Origin of the sequence: Paraburkholderia sediminicola (genome assembly GCF_046026895.1) — a bacterium.
GTDB lineage: Bacteria > Pseudomonadota > Gammaproteobacteria > Burkholderiales > Burkholderiaceae > Paraburkholderia > Paraburkholderia sediminicola_C.
Map to the genome: position 1 here is coordinate 121203 of NZ_JAQQEU010000001.1, position 22071 is coordinate 143273.

Annotated in this window: 20 protein-coding genes; 12 read left to right on the forward strand and 8 right to left on the reverse strand. The window is 64.7% G+C overall.

Going from position 1 to position 22071, the window contains the following annotated elements; translation table 11 throughout:
* Positions 1-231: 231 nt before the first annotated feature.
* The 7 genes from argB (at position 232) to PQR02_RS00585 (ending at position 7613) form a co-directional block, all read left to right on the forward strand.
* Positions 232-1131: an acetylglutamate kinase gene (gene argB, locus PQR02_RS00555; RefSeq protein WP_007179687.1), complete on the forward strand. Its 900-nt coding sequence runs from the start codon at positions 232-234 to the stop codon at positions 1129-1131.
* A 284-nt stretch (positions 1132-1415) separates the two neighbouring features.
* A complete protein-coding gene (locus PQR02_RS00560; RefSeq protein ID WP_408223886.1) occupies positions 1416-2219 on the forward strand; it encodes an HAD-IA family hydrolase in 804 nt (267 codons plus the stop codon).
* Entirely contained in the window at positions 2186-2881 is a 696-nt protein-coding gene (slmA, locus tag PQR02_RS00565) for a nucleoid occlusion factor SlmA (RefSeq protein ID WP_408223889.1), read from the forward strand. Before PQR02_RS00560 ends, slmA begins: the two co-directional genes overlap by 34 nt.
* A gap of 295 nt (positions 2882-3176) precedes the next feature.
* The gene (metX, locus tag PQR02_RS00570; RefSeq protein WP_408223892.1) at positions 3177-4322 is read left to right on the forward strand and encodes a homoserine O-succinyltransferase MetX; all 1146 of its coding nucleotides are present in this window, start codon (positions 3177-3179) and stop codon (positions 4320-4322) included.
* Positions 4319-4927, forward strand: coding sequence for a methionine biosynthesis protein MetW (gene metW / locus PQR02_RS00575; protein ID WP_149668718.1), 609 nt, complete (start codon positions 4319-4321; stop codon positions 4925-4927). Before metX ends, metW begins: the two co-directional genes overlap by 4 nt.
* A gap of 14 nt (positions 4928-4941) precedes the next feature.
* Positions 4942-6336 carry an AmpG family muropeptide MFS transporter gene (locus PQR02_RS00580; protein ID WP_408223896.1) on the forward strand — a complete coding sequence of 465 codons (1395 nt, stop codon included), beginning with the start codon at positions 4942-4944 and terminating at the stop codon, positions 6334-6336.
* Positions 6337-6371: 35 nt separating this feature from the next.
* A complete protein-coding gene (locus PQR02_RS00585) occupies positions 6372-7613 on the forward strand; it encodes a M48 family metallopeptidase (protein WP_408224625.1) in 1242 nt (413 codons plus the stop codon).
* Positions 7614-7640: 27 nt separating this feature from the next.
* Here PQR02_RS00585 and PQR02_RS00590 read toward each other — a convergent pair whose 3' ends face one another.
* The 5 genes from PQR02_RS00590 to gatC form a co-directional block, all read right to left on the reverse strand.
* A complete protein-coding gene (locus PQR02_RS00590) occupies positions 7641-8420 on the reverse strand; it encodes an exodeoxyribonuclease III (protein ID WP_408223899.1) in 780 nt (259 codons plus the stop codon).
* 47 nt (positions 8421-8467) lie between these two features.
* The gene (locus PQR02_RS00595; RefSeq protein ID WP_408223902.1) at positions 8468-9307 is read right to left on the reverse strand and encodes a PPK2 family polyphosphate kinase; all 840 of its coding nucleotides are present in this window, start codon (positions 9305-9307) and stop codon (positions 8468-8470) included.
* A gap of 135 nt (positions 9308-9442) precedes the next feature.
* Positions 9443-10918 (reverse strand): Asp-tRNA(Asn)/Glu-tRNA(Gln) amidotransferase subunit GatB, encoded by a 1476-nt coding sequence (gene gatB, locus PQR02_RS00600; protein ID WP_408223905.1) that lies wholly within the window; start codon positions 10916-10918, stop codon positions 9443-9445.
* A 5-nt stretch (positions 10919-10923) separates the two neighbouring features.
* A complete protein-coding gene (gatA, locus tag PQR02_RS00605) occupies positions 10924-12411 on the reverse strand; it encodes an Asp-tRNA(Asn)/Glu-tRNA(Gln) amidotransferase subunit GatA (RefSeq protein WP_408223908.1) in 1488 nt (495 codons plus the stop codon).
* 170 nt (positions 12412-12581) lie between these two features.
* Positions 12582-12881 carry an Asp-tRNA(Asn)/Glu-tRNA(Gln) amidotransferase subunit GatC gene (gene gatC / locus PQR02_RS00610; protein WP_074762686.1) on the reverse strand — a complete coding sequence of 100 codons (300 nt, stop codon included), beginning with the start codon at positions 12879-12881 and terminating at the stop codon, positions 12582-12584.
* A gap of 378 nt (positions 12882-13259) precedes the next feature.
* On the opposite strand from gatC, the gene PQR02_RS00615 reads away from it, so the two are divergent.
* From PQR02_RS00615 to rodA, 5 genes are all read left to right on the forward strand, one after another.
* A complete protein-coding gene (locus tag PQR02_RS00615) occupies positions 13260-14303 on the forward strand; it encodes a rod shape-determining protein (RefSeq protein ID WP_004189550.1) in 1044 nt (347 codons plus the stop codon).
* Between the two features lie 153 nt (positions 14304-14456).
* The gene (mreC, locus tag PQR02_RS00620) at positions 14457-15614 is read left to right on the forward strand and encodes a rod shape-determining protein MreC (RefSeq protein WP_408223912.1); all 1158 of its coding nucleotides are present in this window, start codon (positions 14457-14459) and stop codon (positions 15612-15614) included.
* Positions 15611-16123 (forward strand): rod shape-determining protein MreD, encoded by a 513-nt coding sequence (mreD, locus tag PQR02_RS00625; RefSeq protein ID WP_149668727.1) that lies wholly within the window; start codon positions 15611-15613, stop codon positions 16121-16123. Before mreC ends, mreD begins: the two co-directional genes overlap by 4 nt.
* 148 nt (positions 16124-16271) lie before the next feature.
* Positions 16272-18617 carry a penicillin-binding protein 2 gene (gene mrdA / locus PQR02_RS00630; protein ID WP_408223917.1) on the forward strand — a complete coding sequence of 782 codons (2346 nt, stop codon included), beginning with the start codon at positions 16272-16274 and terminating at the stop codon, positions 18615-18617.
* Between the two features lie 10 nt (positions 18618-18627).
* Positions 18628-19776, forward strand: a complete 1149-nt coding sequence (gene rodA, locus PQR02_RS00635) for a rod shape-determining protein RodA (RefSeq protein WP_408223920.1) — start codon at positions 18628-18630, stop codon at positions 19774-19776.
* A 99-nt stretch (positions 19777-19875) separates the two neighbouring features.
* On the opposite strand, the gene PQR02_RS00640 is transcribed toward rodA, so the two are convergent.
* The 3 genes from PQR02_RS00640 to queD all read right to left on the reverse strand — a co-directional run bounded on the left by PQR02_RS00640 (position 19876) and on the right by queD (position 22068).
* Positions 19876-20589 carry a tetratricopeptide repeat protein gene (locus PQR02_RS00640; RefSeq protein ID WP_408223923.1) on the reverse strand — a complete coding sequence of 238 codons (714 nt, stop codon included), beginning with the start codon at positions 20587-20589 and terminating at the stop codon, positions 19876-19878.
* Positions 20586-21368 (reverse strand): HpcH/HpaI aldolase family protein, encoded by a 783-nt coding sequence (locus PQR02_RS00645; RefSeq protein ID WP_408223926.1) that lies wholly within the window; start codon positions 21366-21368, stop codon positions 20586-20588. Before PQR02_RS00645 ends, PQR02_RS00640 begins: the two co-directional genes overlap by 4 nt.
* A gap of 253 nt (positions 21369-21621) precedes the next feature.
* A complete protein-coding gene (gene queD, locus PQR02_RS00650) occupies positions 21622-22068 on the reverse strand; it encodes a 6-carboxytetrahydropterin synthase QueD (protein WP_408223929.1) in 447 nt (148 codons plus the stop codon).
* Positions 22069-22071: the final 3 nt, after the last annotated feature.

The window sequence follows — 22071 nt, forward strand, 5'->3', positions numbered from 1 at the left end:
GGAAATGATGCCACGTCTGGCAAGCCCGCGTGAGTCGTCCATTCGGCTAATTCATAAGCGTCACGCAAGCACGTTAAGCTTGATCGCCGATCGAGGGCCGCGTGCCGCCATTGCGCAGCGCGCAACGCCCATGCCGCCCAGCGCCCGCGCCATTATCGAAAACCCTGTTGCAGCGCGCCAGTCCTGTACAATTCGCCCTGTTTTAACTGTTCCGTGCCTGAGCCTGCCGCCATGTCCGAGCTTCCCGACCTTTCGCAGATCGCGCCCACCCTGAAGGCTGAAATCCTGGCCGAGGCGCTGCCCTACATTCGCCAGTATCACGGTAAGACCGTGGTCATCAAATACGGCGGCAACGCCATGACCGAGGAGCGGCTGAAGCAAGGCTTCGCACGCGACGTGATCCTGCTGAAACTGGTCGGCATCAATCCGGTCATCGTGCACGGCGGCGGTCCGCAAATCGACCAGGCGCTCAAGAAGATCGGCAAACAAGGCACGTTCATTCAGGGCATGCGCGTCACCGACGAAGAGACGATGGAAGTCGTCGAATGGGTGCTCGGCGGCGAAGTGCAGCAGGACATCGTCACGCTCATCAATCACTTCGGCGGCCACGCGGTCGGCCTGACCGGCAAGGACGGCGGCCTGATCCACGCGCGCAAGATGCTGATGCCGGACCGTGACAATCCGGGCCAGTACGTCGACATCGGCCAGGTGGGCGAAGTCGAGGCGATCAACCCCGCCGTCGTGAAAGCGCTGCAGGACGACGCGTTCATTCCGGTCATCTCGCCGATCGGTTTCGGCGAAGACGGCCTGTCGTACAACATCAACGCGGACCTGGTGGCGGGCAAGCTGGCAGTCGTACTGAACGCCGAAAAGCTCGTGATGATGACCAACATCCCGGGCGTGATGGACAAGGAAGGCAATCTGCTGACCGACCTGTCAGCGCGCGAAATCGACGGTCTGTTCGCCGACGGCACGATCTCCGGCGGCATGCTGCCGAAAATCTCGTCGGCGCTGGACGCGGCCAAGAGCGGCGTGCGCTCGGTGCACATCATCGACGGCCGTATCGAACACTCGGTGCTGCTGGAAATTCTCACCGAACAGCCGTTCGGCACGATGATCCGTTCGCATTGATTCCTGCCTCAAACCCGGCACACGCCGCGCGTCGCACCGGCGCGCGGCGTGTGTCGTGCGGCATGCCTGCCGGGCCATGCAGCGGGTACGGCACCGATGCCATACGCTGCACAGGAGGCACCGGCGGCCCACACGCTCCACACGCCAACCTCCCCGCCCGCAGCGGCTCGCCACGCGCCGCCTCTGTGCGTCAGCCAGCGCTCCCCTCTTCCTCCGCCCGCGCCGTGAACCGTCCGCGTTCGCGGCGCGCAGCGACTGTCCGCGCCTGACCGGCGTCCTCCATCATGCGCACCCTCACCTCCCGACGCCGTCGTCCGCATATCGCGGGTGGCAAGCCGGTCTGGCTGTTCGATCTCGACAACACGCTGCATCACGCCTCACACGCAATCTTCCCGGCAATCAACCAGGGGATGACGCAGTACATCATCGACGCGCTGCAAGTGGACATCGACCAAGCCAACCGGCTGCGCACCGGCTACACGCAGCGCTACGGCGCGGCATTGCTCGGCCTGACGCGCCACCACCCGCTCGACGGGAACGACTTCCTGAAGGTCGTGCACACATTCCCCGATCTCGGCTCGATGATCCGTCACGAGCGCGGCATCGCGCGGATCGTCGCGGCGCTGCCGGGCCGCAAGATCGTGCTGACCAACGCCCCTGAAGCGTACGCGCGCGCGGTGCTCGCCGAACTGCGCATCGAGCGTCTGTTCGAGCAGGTAATCGCGATCGAGCACATGCGCGATCGCCGGCGCTGGCGCGCCAAGCCCGACCACGCGATGTTGCGCAAGGCCATGCGCGACGCGCACGTGTCGCTCGAAGACGTGATCCTGGTCGAAGACACGCGCTCGCACCTGAAGAACTACCGGCGCCTCGGCATCCGCACGGTGTGGATCACCGGACATCTGCCGCGCAAGCCGCACGCGGACGGCGTGCCGACGCGTCTGCCGGGCACCGGCCGGCCGCACTATGTCGACCGGAGCATTCGTTCGTTAAAATCGCTACGACTGGGCAGCCGCTCGGTTCGATGGAAGGGACAGCAGCCGGGACGACAGCCATGCAGCCGATCGACAAGCCTGACGAAGCCTTAGCCGAACACGAAACCGCTGCGCCGGCCGCGCAACGCGCGCAGCGCCTGAAACCGGGCGAACGCCGTGTGCATATCCTGCAGACGCTCGCCGCGATGCTGGAAGCGCCGAAAAGCGAAAAAATCACCACGGCGGCGCTCGCCGCCCGGCTCGGCGTATCGGAAGCCGCGCTGTACCGCCACTTCGCCAGCAAGGCGCAAATGTTCGAAGGGCTGATCGAGTTCATCGAGCAGACGCTGTTCGGCCTCATCAACCAGATCGCCGACCGGGAAAGCAACGGCGTGCTGCAAGCGCGCGCCATCGCATTGATGTTGCTCAACTTCCCCGCAAAGAATCCCGGCATGACGCGCGTGCTGACGTGCGAGGCCCTGGTCGGCGAACATGAACGGCTGACCGAGCGCGTCAATCAGATGCTGGAGCGCATCGAGGCGTCGCTGAAGCAGTGTTTGCGGCTGGCGCAGATGGAAGCGAATGCCGCTGACGGCGAAGGCGCACAATCCGCCGCACACGCCGCCGTACCGCTGCCCGCAGGCTACGATCCCGCGATCCGCGCGAGCCTGCTGTTGAGCTACATCATCGGCCGCTGGCATCGTTACGTGCGCAGCGGTTTCGCGCGTCCGCCCGCCGACCACGCCGACGCGCAACTGCTGCTGATTCTTCAGTAGTGCGCGCGGCACGCGGCGTGTCGCGGGTGCGCCAGCGACGCTGCCGCGCGGGATTTTCCGCTATACTTTGCGCCTGACTGCGGCGCCCGGACACATCAGGCGCCGCGCTCCGAATCTCTTGCAACACCTATCACGCGCCGATTTGCTGACTCGATTGCGGGCGCGCGAGCCGCTGGGAGACCCCCGCGGTTCACTATAAATGCGGCTAAAGAGGTCGTCAGCCGCGCACACAGTCTTTCCTCCGTGCTTTGCCGACGCCGTCTAGCCGCCCTGTTTTTGTTAAATGGCGGAATGAATGGAATCGATCGGTATCGTCGCTCCCAAGAAAATGCATTTCACCGAGCCGCTGCAATTGCAGAACGGCAGCTCGCTCGCCGGTTACGACCTGATGGTCGAGACCTACGGCACGCTCAATGCCGCGCGCAGCAATGCGGTGCTGGTGTGTCATGCGCTCAACGCGTCGCATCATGTCGCGGGCGTATACGCCGACAATCCGAAGGATGTCGGCTGGTGGGACAACATGGTCGGCCCGGGCAAACCGCTCGACACCGACAGGTTCTTCGTGATCGGCGTGAACAATCTGGGCTCGTGCTTCGGCTCGACCGGGCCGATGAGTATCGACCCGGCCACCGGCGTCCCGTATGGCGCGACGTTTCCCGTCGTGACCGTGGAAGACTGGGTCAACGCCCAGGCGCGCGTCGCCGATCAATTCGGCATCACGCGTTTCGCCGCGGTAATGGGCGGCAGCCTCGGCGGCATGCAGGCACTCGCGTGGAGCATGATGTATCCGGAGCGTGTCGCGCACTGCATCGTGGTCGCGTCCACGCCGAAGCTGTCCGCGCAGAATATCGCGTTCAACGAGGTCGCGCGCTCGGCGATCCTCTCGGACCCCGACTTCCACGGCGGCAACTACTACGCGCACGGCGTGAAACCGAAGCGCGGCCTGCGTGTCGCGCGGATGATCGGCCACATCACGTACCTGTCGGACGACGACATGGCCGAGAAATTCGGCCGCTCGCTGCGCCGCGCGGAAGGCGCGCTGGACGCGTACAACTTCAACTTCGACGTCGAGTTCGAAGTGGAGTCGTACCTGCGCTACCAGGGCGACAAGTTCGCCGACTACTTCGACGCGAACACCTACCTGCTGATCACCCGCGCGCTCGATTACTTCGACCCGGCTAAAGCCTTCGACGGCGATCTCACGGCAGCGGTCGCGCACACCACGGCCAAGTATCTGATCGCGAGCTTCACGACCGACTGGCGTTTCGCGCCGGCCCGCTCGCGTGAACTGGTGAAGGCACTGCTCGACCACAAGCGCACCGTCACCTATGCGGAGATCGACGCGCCGCACGGCCACGACGCCTTCCTGCTCGACGACGCGCGCTATCACAACGTGCTGCGCGCCTACTACGAACGTATTGCGAACGAGGTGAACGCATGAACCAGCGAGCACTCGATTACCTGGCGTTGCGCCCGGACTTCCGCGCGATCGCCCGCTGGGTCGAACCGCGCGCCACCGTGCTGGATCTGGGCTGCGGCGACGGCTCGCTGCTGTCGCTGTTGACCGAAGAACTCGACGTGCAGGGCTACGGCATCGAGATCAACGACGCCGGCGTGCTGGCGTCGACGCAAAACGGCGTCAACGTGATCCAGCAGAATCTGGAAGACGGGCTGCGCCTGTTCGAAGACGGCAGCTTCGATTTCGCGATTCTGTCGCAGACGCTGCAAACCATTCATCAGACCGCCGCGATCCTGCGCGAGACGGTGCGTGTGGGCAAGGAATGCATCGTGTCGTTTCCGAATTTCGGCTACTGGGCGCACCGGTTGTCAGTGCTGCAGGGTCGCATGCCGGTGTCGAAGTCGCTGCCCTATCAATGGCACAACACGCCGAACGTGCGGGTGCTGACGATCAAGGACTTCGAAGCGCTCGCGCCGGAAGTCGGCATCGAAATTCTCGACCGCGTCGTGCTGCACGACGGACAGGTGGTGCGCTGGGGCGTGAACTGGCGTGGTAGTCTTGCGGTCTATCGCGTCAAGAAAAGCTAACGCAAGCTATCCACATGTCGAACCCGCCGCACGAGGCGCCTGCACTTACCGCTCACGAAGAACATCCCGGCTGGCGCGCGTTCCTGAATACGCGCATGCTGATCTGCGTCTTTCTCGGCTTTACGTCGGGGTTGCCGCTGTTCACGCTCGTCTATCTGGTGCAGGCGTGGCTACGCTCCGAAGGCGTCAACCTGAAGGAAATCGGCCTCTTTGCGCTGATCCAGTTCCCGTATACCTGGAAATTCATCTGGGCGCCGCTGATGGACCGCTATGTGCCGCGCTTTCCGGGCTGGCGGCCGGGCCGACGGCGCGGCTGGATGCTGGTCACGCAGATTCTGGTGGGCGGCGCGATCGCGGCGTTGGGCTTCGTGTCGCCGCGCGATTCGATCTGGACCGTCGCGGCATTGACGGCGCTGGTCGCGTTTTTCGGCGCGAGCCAGGACATCGTGATCGACGCATACCGGCGCGAACTGTTGAGCGATACGCAGCAGGGTCTCGGCAACGCGGTGCATGTGAATGCCTACAAGATCGCGGCGCTGGTGCCCGGCTCGCTTGCGTTGATTCTGTCCGACCATTTGCCGTGGGCCACTGTCTTTATCGTCACGGCTGCGTTCATGCTGCCGGGCATGGCGATGACGCTGGTGGTCAGCGAGCCTAAAGTGCACGGCACGCCGCCGAAGAACCTGCGCGAAGCGATCGTGCAGCCGTTCAAGGAATTCATTCAGCGCGACGGCTGGCGCGGCGCGCTGTTCGTGCTCGGCTTCATCTTTCTGTACAAGCTTGGCGACACGATGGCGACCACGCTGTCCACCTCGTTCTTTCTCGACATCGGTTTTTCGCGCACGCAGATCGGCGTGATCGCGAAGACCACCGCATTCGGCGCGAGTCTCGCGGGCGGTATTGTCGGCGGAATCTGGCTGATGAAGATCGGCATCGGCAGGGGCCTGTGGATCTTCGGCATCCTGCAGATGGTGTCGACGCTCGGCTTCGCGTGGCTCGCGCATCTCGGCCCGACATCGCCCGGTCTCACAGCGATTTACGACATCGCCGTCTGGCTGAGCGAGGGCACGACCAGGCTGCTGGCGCTGGTAGGTATCGACTGGGCCGTCGAGCTCGAGCCGCGCTCGGTCGCGCTGGCGCTCGTCTACGGCTTCGAAACCTTCGCCACCGGGCTGACGATGGCCGCGTTCACCGCGTACATCGCGAGCACCACCGACCCGCGCTACACGGCCACCCAGTTCGCGCTGTTCACGAGCCTCGCTTCGGTGCCGCGCACGCTGGCATCGGCGGCGAGCGGCTACGTGGTCGCGCAGATCGGCTGGTTCGATTACTTCATCGTGTGTACCGCGCTTGCGTTGCCCGGCATGCTGCTTCTGTTGCGTATCGCGCCGTGGAGAGAGCGGTCGTGAACGCGCGACTCTCGACTCGCGCGCTGCGCCTGTGCATGAAGCGCGCGCCATCGTTCGGGTTCAACGCGAGACGCGCGGCGCTGGGTGCGGTATGTGCGCTCGGCTGTGCGGGCAGCCTCGCGTGGGTCATGCCTTCGAGCGCATACGCGGCCACATCGGCGGCCACATCGGCGGCCACGTCGGCGGCCACATCGGCAGCCAGTGCGGCGGCGCCCGCGACCGCCACTGGCACGCCGCCGACCGCGAAGTCCGCTGCGGCCGCAGCAAACGCCGACAGCGCGACGGCGGCGACGCCCAACAGCGCCCCTAACGCGACGAACCCGACCAGTTCGCCGAATGCCGGCAGCGCGCCGGCTGCCGCGCCGCCCTCTGCGACACCGCAAGCCCCGCCGCCCGTCACCGCGAAGACACCGGCCGCGACGTCGGCGCCCCCTGCGTCCCCGCCGCCTTACACGCCAAACACTTCAAACACGCAGTTGCGTTACGGCGACTACCTGGTATTCCGCAACCTGATCCCATCGCCGGTGCTCGAGGCGCAAGCCGCTGAAGAGTTCAACCAGATTGCCTATGGCGCTGAACACGCGAAGCGCCTGTACGCCGACACCGACGCGCACGTCACGCGCGTGCGGTCCATCGTCGACCGGATGATTCCGTACTCGTTGAAATGGAACGAGCGGGCCAAGGGCTGGAAGTGGGATGTAGCAGTGGTGCGCTCGACCGATATCCGCATGTACTGCCTGCCTGGCGGCAAGATCGTCGTCTACGGCGGACTGCTCGACCGCCCGCGTCTGAACGACAACGAACTCGGCATGTTGATCGGCCACGAGATCGCGCATGCGCTGCGCGAGCATGCGCGCGAGCGGCTTGGCCAACTCCAGGCCAGCCAGCTCGATTCGTCCGGCACGATCCCGCAGCTGTTCGGGCTGGCCGATCTCGGCGCGGCGCCGCTCGGCATCGGCTCGCGCCTGCTGGAAATGAAGTACGAGAGCACCGACGAAACCGAGGCCGACGTGATCGGCAGTGACATCGCGTCACGCGCGGGCTTCGATCCGCGCGCGGCGGTCACGCTGTGGGACAAGCTCGCGCAAGCGACGCGCGGCGATCGCGAGCGCGGCTTCATCTACGTGCACCCGTACACGCCGGCGCGTCGGCAGGACATCATCAAGCGTCTGCCGGACATGCTGCCGCTCTATGCGAAGGCGATCGGCAAGACCGTGGATGAGTTGCCGGATTACGCGGGCATCGGACGCCCGCGCCGTAAAACGGCCGCCGACTGAAGTCGAGCGGAGCGGGCCGGGACGTGCTTACTTCTTGACCTTGTGATCGTAGTCGACCGTCAGCGGCGCATGGTCGCTGAACTTGATATCGCGGAACACGTCGGTGCGCTTCGCCTTGCTCGCGATGCCCGGCGTCGCGATCTGATAGTCGATGCGCCACCCGACGTTCTTCGCGTAAGCCTGGCCGCGATTGCTCCACCACGTGTACTGCTCCGGCCGCTGGTCGAGCGTGCGGAACACGTCGACGTAGCCCACCTCATCGAACAGTCTGGTCAGCCACGCGCGCTCTTCCGGCAGGCAGCCCGAGTTCTTCTGGTTGCTTTTCCAGTTCTTGATGTCGATTTCCTTGTGGACGATGTTCACATCGCCGCACACGATCACTTCGCGCTCCCGGGCCAGTTCGGCCAGATGCGGCATGAACTCGTCCATGAAACGGAACTTGGCCTGCTGGCGTTCGTCTCCACTCGAACCCGACGGCACGTATACCGAAACCACCGACAGCTTGCCGAAACGCAGCTCGACATAGCGCCCTTCCGGGTCGAACTCCTCGCTGCCGAAGCCGATCACCACTTCGTCCGGTTCGTGACGCGTGTATACGCCCGCGCCGCTATAACCCTTCTTCACCGCGTGCTGGAAATAACCGGTGAAATCGTGCGGCGCCATGAATTCCGGCGTCATGTCGTCCTGCGAGCATTTGATTTCCTGCACGCACAGCACGTCGGCATTCTGTTCGCCGAACCATTCGAAAAAACCTTTCTTCGCCGCCGAGCGGATGCCGTTCAGGTTGGCGGTAATCACACGCAACATGTCGTTCCTTTTATGTTCAATTCGTTTCTGGCCGCTAACGGGCAAGGTCACTCGACCCTGATGCCCTTCAGCGATTCCTTGGGAGGCGGATATTCGAGCTTCAGTTCCTGCAGCACACGCAGCAACAACTCGGCGACCATCACGTTGCGATGCGTCTTCGAGTCGGCCGGAATCACGTACCACGGCGCGTAATCGGTCGACGTCATCGCGAGCGCGTCGCGATAGGCCGACTGATAAGCGTCCCATTGCTTGCGCGCTTCGAGATCGGATACGTCGAATTTCCAGTGCTTGCTCGGGTCGTCGATACGCGCTTGCAGACGCACCCGCTGCTCGTCTTTCGAAATATGCAGCATGCACTTGACGATGGTCGTGCCGCTATACGCGAGCATCTCTTCGAACTGGCGAATGTGGCAGCAGCGCTGCTCGAAGGCTTGCGCATCCAGTTCGCCGCGCACGGTGGGCACCAGCAGATCTTCGTAGTGGCTGCGGTTGAAGATCGTCAGCTCGCCGGCGGCGGGCGCCTGCGAATGGACGCGCCACAGAAAATCGTGCGCGAGTTCGACCGGCGTCGGCGCCTTGAATGGCACGATGCGCAAACCGAGCGGATCGACGTCGTGAAACACCGCGCGAATCGTGCCGTCCTTGCCGCTCGTGTCCATGCCTTGCAGCACCAGCAACACGCGACGCTTCTGCTGCGCGTGCAGGCACTCCTGCTGCATTTCGAGCTGCGCGCCGATCTCCGCGAGCCGATCGCGGTCCGTGTCTTTCGAGCCGGTTGAAAACGGCTTCGCGCCCGGGTCGAAATCGTTGAGAGAAAACTTGGTTTTTTTCTTGCCGTTGTCGAAATACGGCACGCGGAAATCGTCGAGTTCGGGTTGCTTCGCCATCCACACACTCCGTGATCTGCGTTCGGGGGTCGCAAAAGCGGGCCCGCAAAATGAAACGGGCCGCTGCCCCACTTTCGTTTCCGGCAACAGCCCGTGATGGCCCGCGCGTGAACGCCCGGGCCGTATGTCTTCAACTCAGGACAGCTTCTTCTTCAGCAGTTCGTTCACCTGCGCGGGATTGGCCTTGCCCTTGGTCGCCTTCATCGCCTGACCGATCAGCGCGTTGAACGCCTTTTCCTTGCCGGCGCGGAATTCCTCGACCGACTTCTGGTTCGCGGCTAGCACTTCGTCGATGATCGCTTCCAGCGCGCCGGTATCCGAAATCTGCTTGAGCCCCTTCGCTTCGATGATGCGATCGGCGGCGGCTTCGTCGGTGGCCTTCTCTTCCCAGATCGCGAGGAAGATTTCCTTCGCGATCTTGTTCGAGATGGTGCCGTCGGCAATGCGTTGCAACAGCAGCGCGAGTTGCGCGGACGACACCGGCGACGCGTCGATCTCCAGCCCTTCGCGATTCAGTTGCGACGACACTTCGCCCATCAGCCAGTTCGCCGCGACCTTCGCGTTGGCCGGGCCGATCTTGCCGACCACCGCTTCGTAGTACGCGGCCATGGCCTTGCTCGCGGTCAGCACGTTGGCGTCGTACGGCGTGAGGCCGTATTGCGACACGAAGCGCTGCTGGATCGCCACCGGCAGCTCCGGCATCTCGCCCTTCACGCGCTCGATCCACGCCGCGTCGATCACGAGTGGCATCAGATCGGGGTCGGGGAAATAGCGATAGTCGTGCGCGTCTTCCTTGCTGCGCATGGAACGCGTTTCACGCTTGTCCGGGTCGTACAGACGCGTTTCCTGCACCACCGTGCCGCCGTCTTCGATCAATTCGATCTGGCGGCGCACTTCGTACTGGATCGCTTCTTCGAGGAAGCGGAACGAGTTCAGGTTCTTGATCTCCGCACGCGTGCCGAATTCCGCCTGACCGACCGGTCGCACCGATACGTTCGCGTCGCAACGGAACGAGCCTTCCTGCATGTTGCCGTCGCAGATGCCGAGCCACGTGACGAGCGTGTGCAGTGTCTTCGCGTAAGCCACCGCTTCCACCGCGCTGCGCATTTCCGGCTCGGTGACGATTTCGAGCAGCGGCGTGCCGGCGCGATTCAGGTCGATGCCGGTCATGCCCGCAAAGTCTTCGTGCAGCGACTTGCCCGCGTCTTCCTCGAGGTGAGCGCGCGTGAGGTTGACGACCTTCTCGTACGCTGGCTTGCCCGCCTTCTCATTGGCCGGCACCTGAATCGTCACCTGGCCGCCCTGCACGACGGGAATTTCGTACTGGCTGATCTGATAGCCCTTCGGCAGATCGGGGTAGAAATAATTCTTGCGCGCGAAGATGCTGCGCGGCGCCACCGTCGCGCCGATCGCGAGGCCGAACTGGATTGCGCGCTCGACCGCGCCGCGGTTCAACACCGGCAAGGTGCCCGGCAGCGCCAGATCGACGGGGCAGGCCTGCGTGTTCGGCGCGGCGCCGAACTGCGTGGCCGCGCCCGAAAAAATCTTCGATTGAGTCGACAGTTGCGCGTGGGTCTCCAGACCGATCACGACTTCCCATTGTTTGGCCATGGTGCTCACACTCCTGCCGGTGCTTTGCGGTGCCAGTCGGTCGCGCGCTGGAACGCGTCGGCCACTTGCAGCATCCGGGCTTCATTGAAATAGTTGCCGATGATCTGCAGACCCACCGGACGCTGCGCATTCGCGCCCGCGCCGAAGCCGCACGGCACGCTCATGCCCGGCAAACCGGCGAGGCTCACCGACAACGTGTAGATGTCGGCCAGATACATCTGCACCGGATCGTCGCCCTTCGCGCCGAGATCCCACGCCACCGACGGCGCGACCGGTCCCATGATGACGTCGCAGTGATTGAACGCTTCCTGGAAGTCCTGCGCGATGATGCGGCGAATCTTTTGCGCTTGCAGGTAGTACGCGTCGTAGTAGCCGTGCGACAGCACATAGGCGCCGACCATGATGCGGCGCTTCACTTCCGGGCCGAAGCCTTCGGCGCGCGACTTCTTGTACATCTCGAGCAGATCGCGGTATTCGGCAGCGCGATGGCCGAAGCGCACGCCGTCGAAACGCGACAGGTTCGACGACGCCTCGGCGGGCGCGATCACGTAGTACACCGGGATCGAAAGTTCGGTTTTCGGCAGCGAGACATCGACGAGCGTGGCGCCGAGCGCTTCGTACTGCTTGAGCGCCGCGTCGATCGACGCGCGCACGTCGTCGGCCAGACCCGCGCCGAAGTACTCCTTCGGCAGGCCGATGCGCAAGCCGGCGAGCGGCTTGTCCGCGCCGTCTTCCTTCCACGGCTTGCCGAGGTAGCGCGTGTAGTCTTCGTCGTCGCGCTCGAGGCTGGTCGAATCGCGCTCGTCGAAGCCGGCCATCGCGTTGAGCAGCGTCGCGCAGTCGGCGGCGCTCTTCGCCATCGGGCCGCCCTGATCCAGCGACGACGCGAACGCGATCATCCCGTAACGCGACACGCGGCCATAGGTCGGCTTGATGCCGGTGATGCCGGAGAACGACGCCGGCTGACGGATCGAGCCGCCGGTGTCCGTGCCGGTGGCAGCGGGCGCGAGACGCGCGGCCACGGCCGCCGCCGAACCGCCCGACGAACCGCCCGGCACCGACTGGCGGTCCCACGGATTTTGCACGGGGCCGAAGTACGAATTCTCGTTGGACGAGCCCATCGCGAACTCGTCCATATTGGTCTTGCCCACGCATACCATGCCGGCGCTCTGCAAACGCGCGACCACGGTGGCGTCGAACGGGCTTTCGTAGTTCGCCAGCATCTTCGAGCCGGCGGTGGAGCGCCAGCCCTTGGTGACGAATACGTCCTTGTGGGCGATCGGCAGGCCGGCCAGCGGGCCGGCGTGGCCGGTGTGGAGCAGCGCGTCGGCGGCTTTCGCCTGCGCGAGCGTGAGCTCGTGGTCGACCTGGATGAACGCGTTCAGGCCATTGGCCGCGTCGATCCGCTTGAGGTACAGCTGCGCCAGTTCGACTGCGGAGCATTCCTTGGCCGACAGTGCGGCGCGCAGTTCGGTCAGACTTTTTTCATGCATTGCGTTTTATCCTGGAAAGCGCGGCAGCGCAGTCACGCTGCCGTGGAGGCGTTCGGCTGTCCGCCGGCGAACCTGGCCGCGAAAGCCGGCTCTGGCGGACACGCGCGCCCGTTGCGCGGAGCGCCCTGCCGCGCGGGCTCGCGCGCCGCGCCGGGGTTGCCGCGCGGGTCTTACTCGATCACCTTCGGCACGAGATACAGGCCGTCTTGCACGGCCGGCGCCGGGCGTTGGAAAGCTTCGCGTTCGACGGTCTCGGTTACCGCGTCGTTACGCAGACGCAGCGCGACGTCTTCGATCTGCTCGATCGGATGGGCAAGCGGGGCGATGCCGGTGGTATCGACCGCCTGCATTTGCTCGACGAGCCCGAAAAAATCATTGAGCTGGGCACGCGTGTGCTCAGCGTCGGCGTCGGCCAGTTCGAGCCGCGCGAGATGCGCGATGCGCTTAACATCGGTCAGGGTCAGAGCCATGCAGTCACCGGAAAATGTGGTGGACCGCCGCAACACGAAAAAAACGACGCTGCGACAGCAAGTTACGACGCAATAGGACAAGTTCGAAAAAGGGGGCGGCGATGGCAAAAAGTGCCATCCGTTTCCTTCAAAACATCCAAAATTATAAGGTATGATTACGCGTTCGACCCAAACCCGGACCGACTTACCAAGGCCTTTCCGAACAATTGCCAAAGATCGTTCGGATTTTCCGCCTTGGCTTTGCAACGGCCTCCGGTAGACTCCCTCGCAGCTTCAAGTTCCTGTGGCGCAACTCCCGCCCGGTTGAAGCTGTTATTTTTCCGCTGCCGCCCTACGCATACGTTGCGAGGCCCGGCCCCAAGCGAGACAGGATTTTGAATGTTCGGTTTTTTGCGCAGCTACTTCTCCAACGATCTGGCGATTGACCTTGGCACCGCCAACACGCTCATCTACATGCGTGGCAAGGGAATCGTTCTGGACGAACCGTCGGTGGTTTCGATCCGCCAGGAAGGCGGTCCCAACGGCAAGAAAACCATTCAGGCAGTCGGTAAGGAAGCCAAGCAGATGCTCGGCAAAGTGCCGGGCAACATCGAGGCGATCCGCCCGATGAAGGACGGCGTGATCGCCGACTTCACCGTCACCGAACAGATGATCAAGCAGTTCATCAAGACGGCGCACGAGTCGCGCATGTTCTCGCCGTCGCCGCGCATCATCATCTGCGTGCCGTGCGGTTCGACCCAGGTCGAGCGCCGCGCAATCAAGGAAGCCGCGCACGGCGCGGGCGCCTCGCAGGTGTATCTGATCGAAGAACCGATGGCCGCCGCGATCGGCGCCGGCCTGCCGGTGTCGGAAGCGACCGGCTCGATGGTCGTCGACATCGGCGGCGGCACGACCGAAGTCGGCGTGATCTCGCTCGGCGGCATCGTGTACAAGGGCTCGGTGCGCGTGGGCGGCGACAAGTTCGACGAGGCGATCGTCAACTACATCCGCCGCAACTACGGCATGCTGATCGGCGAGCAAACCGCCGAAGCCATCAAGAAGGAAATCGGCTCCGCGTTCCCCGGCTCCGAAGTCAAGGAAATGGAAGTGAAGGGCCGCAATCTGTCGGAAGGCATTCCGCGCAGCTTCACCATCTCCAGCAACGAAATTCTCGAAGCCCTCACCGATCCGCTGAACCAGATCGTGTCGTCGGTGAAGATCGCGCTGGAACAAACGCCGCCGGAACTGGGCGCGGACATCGCCGAGCGCGGCATGATGCTCACGGGCGGTGGCGCACTGCTGCGCGATCTGGACCGTCTGCTCGCCGAAGAAACCGGCCTGCCGGTGCTCGTCGCCGAAGACCCGCTGACTTGCGTCGTGCGCGGCTCGGGCATGGCGCTCGAACGCATGGACAAGCTGGGCAGCATCTTCTCGTACGAGTAAGCGAGCCTCTCTCCATGTCAGTAGCGCGGATCTGGCACACGGCCCCTTGCGGGCCGGTTTGCCGTTGGCTGGACCGACCAGCCTCCGCGCGCTGAACGCGCGTCCCGCGCGCGCCGCCGTCTCATTCAACTGCTCACGCCCCCGGCGCCGACCATGGAATACAGTCCGCCGCCCCTGTTCAAACAAGGCCCATCCGCGCTCGCACGGCTGGTGGTTTTCGTCGTGCTGGCGATTGCCTTGCTGATCTCCGATGCACGCTTCCAGACGCTCGAAATCGTTCGCGGCGTACTCGGCGCGGGTCTTTATCCGTTGCAACGCGCGGCCCTCGTACCGCGTGACATCTTCATGGGCGCCGCCGATCTGGCCGTGACCAGCGCGACACTGCGTAGCGAAAACGACAAGCTGCGCACCAAAGATTTGCAGCTCTCGCAACAGGCCAACACGGCTTCCGAGCTCTCCGCCGAAAATGCCCATTTGCGCGCGCTGCTGCAACTGTCGCAGCGCTCCACCACGGAATCGCTGCCCGCCGAAATCCAGTACGACACGCGCGATCCGTTCACGCAGAAGGTGGTCATCGGGCGCGGTGCGCAGCAGGGGATCCACGACGGCTCGCCGGTCGTCAACGAAGCCGGCGTGATTGGCCAGGTGACGCGCGTGTTCCCGCTGCAGGCCGAAGTCACGCTGCTGACCGACAAGGATCAGGCAGTGCCGGTGCAGATCGTGCGCACCGGCTTGCGCAGCGTGATTTACGGCACGCCGAAGGGCGACACGCTCGATCTACGCTTCGTGCCGATCAGCGCCGACGTGCAAACCGGCGACGAACTCGTCACCAGCGGACTCGACGGCGTATATCCGCCGGGGCTGCCCGTCGCCAAGGTCGTGCGGGTCGACAAGCAGGCCGACACGGCGTTCGCGCGCGTGGTCTGCCTGCCGGTCGCGCCGGTGCGCGGCGCGCGTCAGTTGCTGGTGCTGCACTACGTGAACAACGTGCCGCCGCGTCCGGCCGAAGAACCCGACGCCGCCACGGCCGCGAAGGAAGCGAAGAAGAAGGGTGGCAAGCAGGCCGACGGCAAAGCCCCGGCGGATAAATCCACAGCGAAGCCCGACGGCAAAGCCCCAGCGGATAAATCCACAGCGAAGCCCGACGAAAAAGCGGCCGCCGAAAAACCCGCCGCCGCCAAGAACGCCGAAAAAGCCCCCGCCAAACCGGCCGCCGCAGAGAAGAAGCCCGCAGAGAAGAAGCCCGCCGACAAGAGGCCGGCCGCCGAGAAAAGCGCGAAGCCGCAAGCCGCGTCGGGGGTCCAGCCATGAACCGCCCGCAATACATTCTGCAGCCGGTCAATCCGTACTTCATTTCGTTCAGCCTCGCCGCGGCGTTCCTGCTGAACCTGATGCCGTGGGGGCGTCTCATCGGCGTGCCGGACTTCGTCGCGCTCGTCCTGCTGTTCTGGAACGTGCATCAGCCTCGCAAAGTCGGCATGGGTATCGCGTTTTTCCTCGGCTTGCTGATGGACGTGCACAACGCCAGCCTGCTCGGCGAACACGCACTGGCGTACACGCTGTTGTCGTATGGCGCGATCACGATCCACCGCCGCGTGCTGTGGATGTCGCTCGGCGTGCAGACTTTCGCGGTGATGCCGCTGCTGGTCGCCGCGCAACTGGTGCCGTTCGTGATCCGTCTGCTGACGGGCGCGGCGTTTCCGGGCTGGGGTTACCTGATCGACGGTTTCGTCGAAGCCGCGCTGTGGCCGATCGCCAGCGTGCTGTTGTTGATGCCGCAACGCCGCCCGGCCGACCCGGACGATACGCGGCCCATTTGATCCCGCATCGGGCTCGCCGGCCGTTCCGTTCTGCTGGAACGTATCCGCCCGGCCCGCCCGACGCGTGGCGCTGTTTTCATGCCTCCCGGTTCCGGCCGGATTGGGCGCACACTCTTTATGGCCGTCATCCGGCCTTTTGCAGAATCGCATGACCGAATTCAAGGACACTCAGCAACAGCTCTCGAAATTCCGCCTGCGCGTCGCGGCGGCGGGCCTGTTCGTGTTCGTCTGCTTCGGGCTGATCGGCTTCCGTTTCCTGTTCCTGCAGGTCTGGCACTACAGCAAGTACTCGCTGCAGGCCGATGAAAACCGTATCTCCGTCGCGCCGATCGTGCCGAACCGCGGCATCATCACCGACCGCAACGGCGTGGTGCTGGCGAAGAACTACTCGGCCTACACGCTCGAAATCACGCCGTCGAAGCTGAACGACTCGCTCGAAAACGTGATCGACAATCTGGCCACGGTCGTGTCGGTCGACGCGCGCGACCGCCGCCGCTTCAAGAAGCTGCAGGAAGACTCGAAGAACTTCGAAAGTCTGCCAATCCGCACCCGCCTGACCGACGACGAAGTCGCGCGCTTTACCGCGCAGCGCTTCCGCTTCCCCGGCGTCGAAGTGCGCGCGCGGCTGTTCCGCCAGTACCCGCTCGGCCCGACTGCGGCGCACGTGATCGGCTACATCGGCCGGATTTCGCAGCGCGACCAGGAACGCATCGACGACGCCAGCGACCAGAACGACAGCGATCCGGACCACTACGATCCGCGTTTGGACGCGAACAACTACAAGGGTACCGACTACATCGGCAAGATCGGCGTCGAGCAGAGCTACGAAACCGAGCTGCACGGCCAGACCGGTTTCGAGGAAGTGGAAGTGACGGCCGGCGGCCGGCCGGTGCGCACGCTGTCGCGCACCCAGGCGACGCCCGGCAACAACCTCGTGCTGTCGCTCGATATCGGTCTGCAGCAAGTCGCCGAACAGGCGTTCGCCGGACGCCGCGGCGCGCTGGTCGCGATCGAGCCCTCGACCGGCGATGTGCTCGCGTTCGTGTCGGCGCCGAGCTTCGATCCGAATTCCTTCGTCGACGGCATCGATCAGCAGACCTGGGACGAACTGAACAACTCGCCGGACCATCCGCTCCTGAACCGGCCACTGCACGGCACTTATCCGCCGGGCTCGACCTACAAGCCGTTCATGGCGCTCGCCGCGCTGACGCTGCATAAGCGCACGCCGGGATGGGGCTTCCAGGATCCGGGCTCGTACACGTTCGGCGGCCACACGTTCCGCAACGACGTGCGCTCGGGCCAGGGCTGGGTCGATATGAACCGCGCGATCGTGGTGTCGAACGACACGTATTTCTACATGCTCGCGCACGATCTCGGCGTCAACAACATCGCCAACTTCATGAAGCCGTGGGGCTTCGGCCAGATCACCGGGATCGACATCTCGGGCGAGGCGCGCGGCATCCTGCCGTCGACGGAATGGAAGCGCAAGGCGTATCGCAAGCCCGAGCAGCAACGCTGGTATGAAGGCGAGACGATCAGCCTCGGCATCGGCCAGGGCTACAACTCGTTCACCATTCTCCAGCTGGCTCACGCCACCGCCACGCTTGCGAACAACGGCGTCGTGATGAAGCCGCACCTCGTGCGCGACATCGAAAACCCGATCAACAAGGAAACGCGCGCAGTCGTGCGCGATCCGAGCGACAAGATCGCGGTGAAGCAGTCGGACATCGACATCATCAAGCGCGCGATGGAAGGCGTCGTCACCAACGGTACGGCGTCCAAACTGTTCATCGGCGCGCAGTACCAGGCGGCCGGCAAGACCGGCACGGCGCAGGTCTACTCGCTGCAGGGCGCGAACTACAAGGGTCACGCGGTCGCCGAGCATCTGCGCGACCACGCACTCTTCATCGCGTTCGCGCCCGCCGAGCAGCCGAAGATCGCACTCGCGCTGATCGTCGAAAACGGCGGCTGGGGCGCGGAGTCGGCGGGTCCGATCGCGCGCCAGGTGCTGGACTACTACCTCGTCGGCAAGAACAAGCCGGGCGCCCAGGCGGCCGCCGTCGCGGCGGCGGCATCGGCGACGCAGGACGCATCCGCGCCGCAAGTCGGCGACGCGCCGCCGCCGCAGCCGGAAGGGGCGGAGCCGGTCAAGATCGCGGCGGGCTTCACGGCCTTGCCGATGCCTGGCGCGGCTTCGGCGGCGGCGGCGGCGGCGGCAGCGGCTTCGGCGGCAGCGGCAGCTTCGGGTGCCTCGGCTGGGAATGCCGCATCCGCGCCTGCGGCGGCTTCGGCCACGGTGGCCGCTGGCGAGTCGGCCGCGCTGCCCGCTTCCGCGTCCGCCACCGCAAAGAAACCCGCGCCGCGTAAATCCGGCGCGCCGCATCAACCCCGTCCGGCCAGCGAATCGGCGCCGAGCGCCGCAGCCCCGTCACGGGACGATGCCATTCAGGCCAAGTCGCCACGCCAGCCGGTCACCGGCGGCATCGACGAGTAAGGAGAAAGGCATGCAATTCGACAAGCGCGCCTGGCTCGACCGCATCAAGCAGATGTTCGCGGGCTTCGACCGTCCGCTCGCACTGATCGTGTTTCTGCTGCTGTGCGTCGGCATCGTCACGCTGTACAGCGCGAGCCTGGACGTCCCCGGCCGCGTGGAAGACCAGTTGCGCAACATCCTGCTGACGTTCGTGCTGATGTGGGCGCTCGCCAATGTGCCGCCCACCACGCTGATGCGCTTCGCGGTCCCGCTCTATACGTTCGGAATCGCGCTACTGGTCGCGGTCGCGATGTTCGGCCTCACGAAAAAGGGCGCCAAGCGCTGGATCAACGTCGGCGTGGTGGTCCAGCCGTCGGAGATTCTGAAGATCGCCACACCGCTGATGCTCGCCTGGTACTACCAGCGCCGCGAAGGCGTGATGCGCTGGTACGACTATCTGGTCGGTCTGTTGATCCTCGCGGTGCCGGTTGGTCTGATCGCCAAGCAGCCCGACCTGGGGACGGCCGTGCTGGTGTTCGCGGCCGGCCTCTTCGTGATCTACTTCGCGGGTCTGAGTTTCAAGCTGATCGTGCCGGTGCTGATTGCGGGCGTGATCGCGGTCGGGTCGATCGCGGCGTTCCAGGACAAGATCTGTCAGCCCGAGGTGCAATGGCCGCTGATGCACGACTATCAGAAGCACCGCATCTGTACGCTGCTCGATCCGACCTCCGATCCGCTCGGCAAGGGCTTCCACACCATTCAGGCGGTGATTGCGATCGGCTCGGGCGGCCCACTCGGCAAGGGCTGGCTGAAGGGCACGCAGGCGCATCTGGAGTTCATCCCCGAGAAGCACACCGACTTCATCTTCGCGGTGTTCGCCGAGGAGTTCGGGCTCGCCGGCGGGGTCGTGCTGCTCACGCTCTACATGCTGTTGATCGCGCGGGGACTGTACATCGCGGCCAACGGCGCGACGCTGTTCGGGCGCCTGCTGGCCGGATCGCTGACGATGGCGTTCTTCACCTACGCGTTCGTCAATATCGGCATGGTGAGCGGGATCTTGCCGGTGGTGGGCGTGCCGTTGCCGTTCATGAGTTACGGCGGCACTGCGCTCACCACGCTGGGGGTCGCGATCGGACTCATCATGAGTGTCGCGCGGCAGAAGCGACTGATGCAGAGTTAGCGCGGCAGCGGCTGTCGATGATCGCAGCCGGCTGGCCCAGGCCTGAACGAAGAGTCGAAATGCATAAGGGGTGCACCGTCAGGAGCGCCCCTTTTTCGTTTACTGCGGTTTCACTTCCTTCTGATCCCGCAACTGCGCGCTGAGCTCCTGATACTTCAGCCGCGCCGCCGGATCGCCCTGCGCCGCCGCGGCCGCATAGTAGGCGCGCGCCACGTTCAGATTCTGGTCCACGCCGTCGCCGCCGCGCTCGTAGAAAGAGCCGGTCACGTATTGCGCGGTCATGTCGCCGCCCTGCGCCGCCTTCTTGTACCAGACGAAAGCCTGCTGGTTGTCGCGCTCCGTGCCGCGCCCATCGAGGAACTGATTGGCGAGCGCCAGCTCCGCCTGCACATGGCCTTGTTGCGCGGCCTTCAGGAACCAGCGGTGCGCCTCGACCGGGTCGCGCCCGACGAACTCGCCATCGTCGTACATCTTGCCGTACACGTATTGCGCATGCGACATGTTGGCATCGGCGGCCTTGCGCAGCCATTTCTTGCCTTCGTCGACATTGACCGGGGTGCCCTCGCCGTTGAGCAGCATCATCGCGTAGTTGAACTCGGCGAGCCGGCTGCCGCGCTCGGCGGCCTTGCGGAATTCGGCAAGCGCCGCGCCGAGGTTGCCGGCGTTGTAGTCGGCCACCGCGGTTTGGGTCTCCGGATCGTTCGACTTCGCCGGCCGGTCCTGCGCATAGGCCGCCAGATTCACCGCGCCGCTCGACAGCAACACTGCCGTGAGCGCCGCGCGCGCGACGACACCTTGCACCTTCCCCTTCATGACCTGACCTCCTGCAACGCCTGGCGAGTCGCGCGCAACATCCATATGACGTCGGCGGCCAGCGCGATGAATCGAAAACCGGCATCGCGATGCTGCTTAGCACTCGCGACATCCATGGCGAAAATGCCGGCCGCGATCCCTGCCTTGTCGGCTGCGCTGACGATGCGCGCCATCGCCGCCTGCACGTCGGCATGCTTCGAATCGCCGAGATGACCGAGGCTCGCGGCCAGATCGGCCGGTCCGACAAACACGCAATCGACCCCCGGCGTCGCCGCGATCTGCTCGACCTCCCGCAAGCCGCGGGCCGACTCGATCTGCACGATGGTCGCGATCTGCGCGTTGGCCGTCTGCACGTAATCGCGCCGCATGCCGTAGCCCGACGCGCGCACCACGCCGGCGACGCCGCGCTGGCCGTCGAGCGCTTCAGCGGTCGGATATTGCGTGAGACGCACGGCGTGGGCGGCGTCGGCGGCGGATTCAATGTTCGGGAACATCAGCGTGCGCGCGCCGGCGTCGAGAACGCGCTTGACGAGCCACGCCTCGCTGGCGGGCACGCGCACCACTGGCTCGCTCGGCAGATGCGCGGCGGCGATCGCGCGCAATTGCGACGCGACGTCGCCACTATCGTTCGGCGCGTGCTCCATGTCGATCAGCAGCCAGTCGAAACCGGCGTGGGCTAGCGCTTCCGCTGCGGCATCGCTGCCGAGCGACAGCCACAGTCCGAACAGCGGATCGGTTTCGCTCAGACGTTGCTTGAGAGGATTGGTGAAGGTGCTCATCGCCGCGCTCCGTGAGGGCGACGGGGCACATCGCCGGCTGACGCGCGAGAAAGCGGACTGCCCTCGTGGACCAGGCAGGGAATCAGGTGAAGGTCGACGCGCAGGCCGTGTCGGCCCGAGTGCCTGCTGCGACGCAATGCGATGACCGGCATGTCTCGCTCCATATGGTTATCGGAGCGATCATACCGTGGACAATAACGCGAGGGTTGGGCCGTCCGCCGGGGGGATTACCTGCGGCGCATGCAGCCGGCGTTTAGTCGCGGACCACGTCGGCCCAGCAGTTCGGCGTCTCGTAGAGACGCACTTTGTGCAGGCGCAGATTCACGCCGTAGTGCGCATCGTACACACCCGCGAGGATATCGAACGCGACAGCGGCAAGATTTTCGACAGTCGGGATGCGGTCGAGCACGACCGTCTTGTGACCCGCGATGCTTTCCAGAAAGCCGCGCACTTGCGTGTCGCCTTCGTAGACTAGGAACGCGTGATCCCACTTGTCGACCAGATGCTCGACCGCGAGCGACTTCACGTCGGCGAAGTCCATCACCATGCCGCGATCGGGCGCACCTTCGGTGTCGACCAGATCGCCTTGCAGCGTGATTTCGAGCACATAGCGATGGCCGTGCAGATTACGGCACTGGCTGCGGTGATCGGGAATGCGGTGGCCCGCGTCGAATTCGAGTTTTCGTGTAATCGTTAGCACGGC

What these genes read in the sequence shown, in the direction of transcription:
- PQR02_RS00645 (WP_408223926.1), bottom strand. Translation starts at nt 21,368, where the DNA reads ATGAGCACCTTCACCAATCCTCTCAAGCAACGTCTGAGCGAAACCGAT.
- gatC (WP_074762686.1), bottom strand. Translation starts at nt 12,881, where the DNA reads ATGGCTCTGACCCTGACCGATGTTAAGCGCATCGCGCATCTCGCGCGG.
- PQR02_RS00590 (WP_408223899.1), bottom strand. Translation starts at nt 8,420, where the DNA reads ATGTTGCGTGTGATTACCGCCAACCTGAACGGCATCCGCTCGGCGGCG.
- PQR02_RS00580 (WP_408223896.1), top strand. Translation starts at nt 4,942, where the DNA reads ATGTCGAACCCGCCGCACGAGGCGCCTGCACTTACCGCTCACGAAGAA.
- slmA (WP_408223889.1), top strand. Translation starts at nt 2,186, where the DNA reads ATGCAGCCGATCGACAAGCCTGACGAAGCCTTAGCCGAACACGAAACC.
- gatA (WP_408223908.1), bottom strand. Translation starts at nt 12,411, where the DNA reads ATGCATGAAAAAAGTCTGACCGAACTGCGCGCCGCACTGTCGGCCAAG.
- PQR02_RS00615 (WP_004189550.1), top strand. Translation starts at nt 13,260, where the DNA reads ATGTTCGGTTTTTTGCGCAGCTACTTCTCCAACGATCTGGCGATTGAC.
- PQR02_RS00595 (WP_408223902.1), bottom strand. Translation starts at nt 9,307, where the DNA reads ATGGCGAAGCAACCCGAACTCGACGATTTCCGCGTGCCGTATTTCGAC.
- metX (WP_408223892.1), top strand. Translation starts at nt 3,177, where the DNA reads ATGGAATCGATCGGTATCGTCGCTCCCAAGAAAATGCATTTCACCGAG.
- PQR02_RS00560 (WP_408223886.1), top strand. Translation starts at nt 1,416, where the DNA reads ATGCGCACCCTCACCTCCCGACGCCGTCGTCCGCATATCGCGGGTGGC.
- metW (WP_149668718.1), top strand. Translation starts at nt 4,319, where the DNA reads ATGAACCAGCGAGCACTCGATTACCTGGCGTTGCGCCCGGACTTCCGC.
- rodA (WP_408223920.1), top strand. Translation starts at nt 18,628, where the DNA reads ATGCAATTCGACAAGCGCGCCTGGCTCGACCGCATCAAGCAGATGTTC.
- gatB (WP_408223905.1), bottom strand. Translation starts at nt 10,918, where the DNA reads ATGGCCAAACAATGGGAAGTCGTGATCGGTCTGGAGACCCACGCGCAA.
- argB (WP_007179687.1), top strand. Translation starts at nt 232, where the DNA reads ATGTCCGAGCTTCCCGACCTTTCGCAGATCGCGCCCACCCTGAAGGCT.
- PQR02_RS00585 (WP_408224625.1), top strand. Translation starts at nt 6,372, where the DNA reads ATGAAGCGCGCGCCATCGTTCGGGTTCAACGCGAGACGCGCGGCGCTG.
- mreD (WP_149668727.1), top strand. Translation starts at nt 15,611, where the DNA reads ATGAACCGCCCGCAATACATTCTGCAGCCGGTCAATCCGTACTTCATT.
- PQR02_RS00640 (WP_408223923.1), bottom strand. Translation starts at nt 20,589, where the DNA reads ATGAAGGGGAAGGTGCAAGGTGTCGTCGCGCGCGCGGCGCTCACGGCA.
- mrdA (WP_408223917.1), top strand. Translation starts at nt 16,272, where the DNA reads ATGACCGAATTCAAGGACACTCAGCAACAGCTCTCGAAATTCCGCCTG.
- mreC (WP_408223912.1), top strand. Translation starts at nt 14,457, where the DNA reads ATGGAATACAGTCCGCCGCCCCTGTTCAAACAAGGCCCATCCGCGCTC.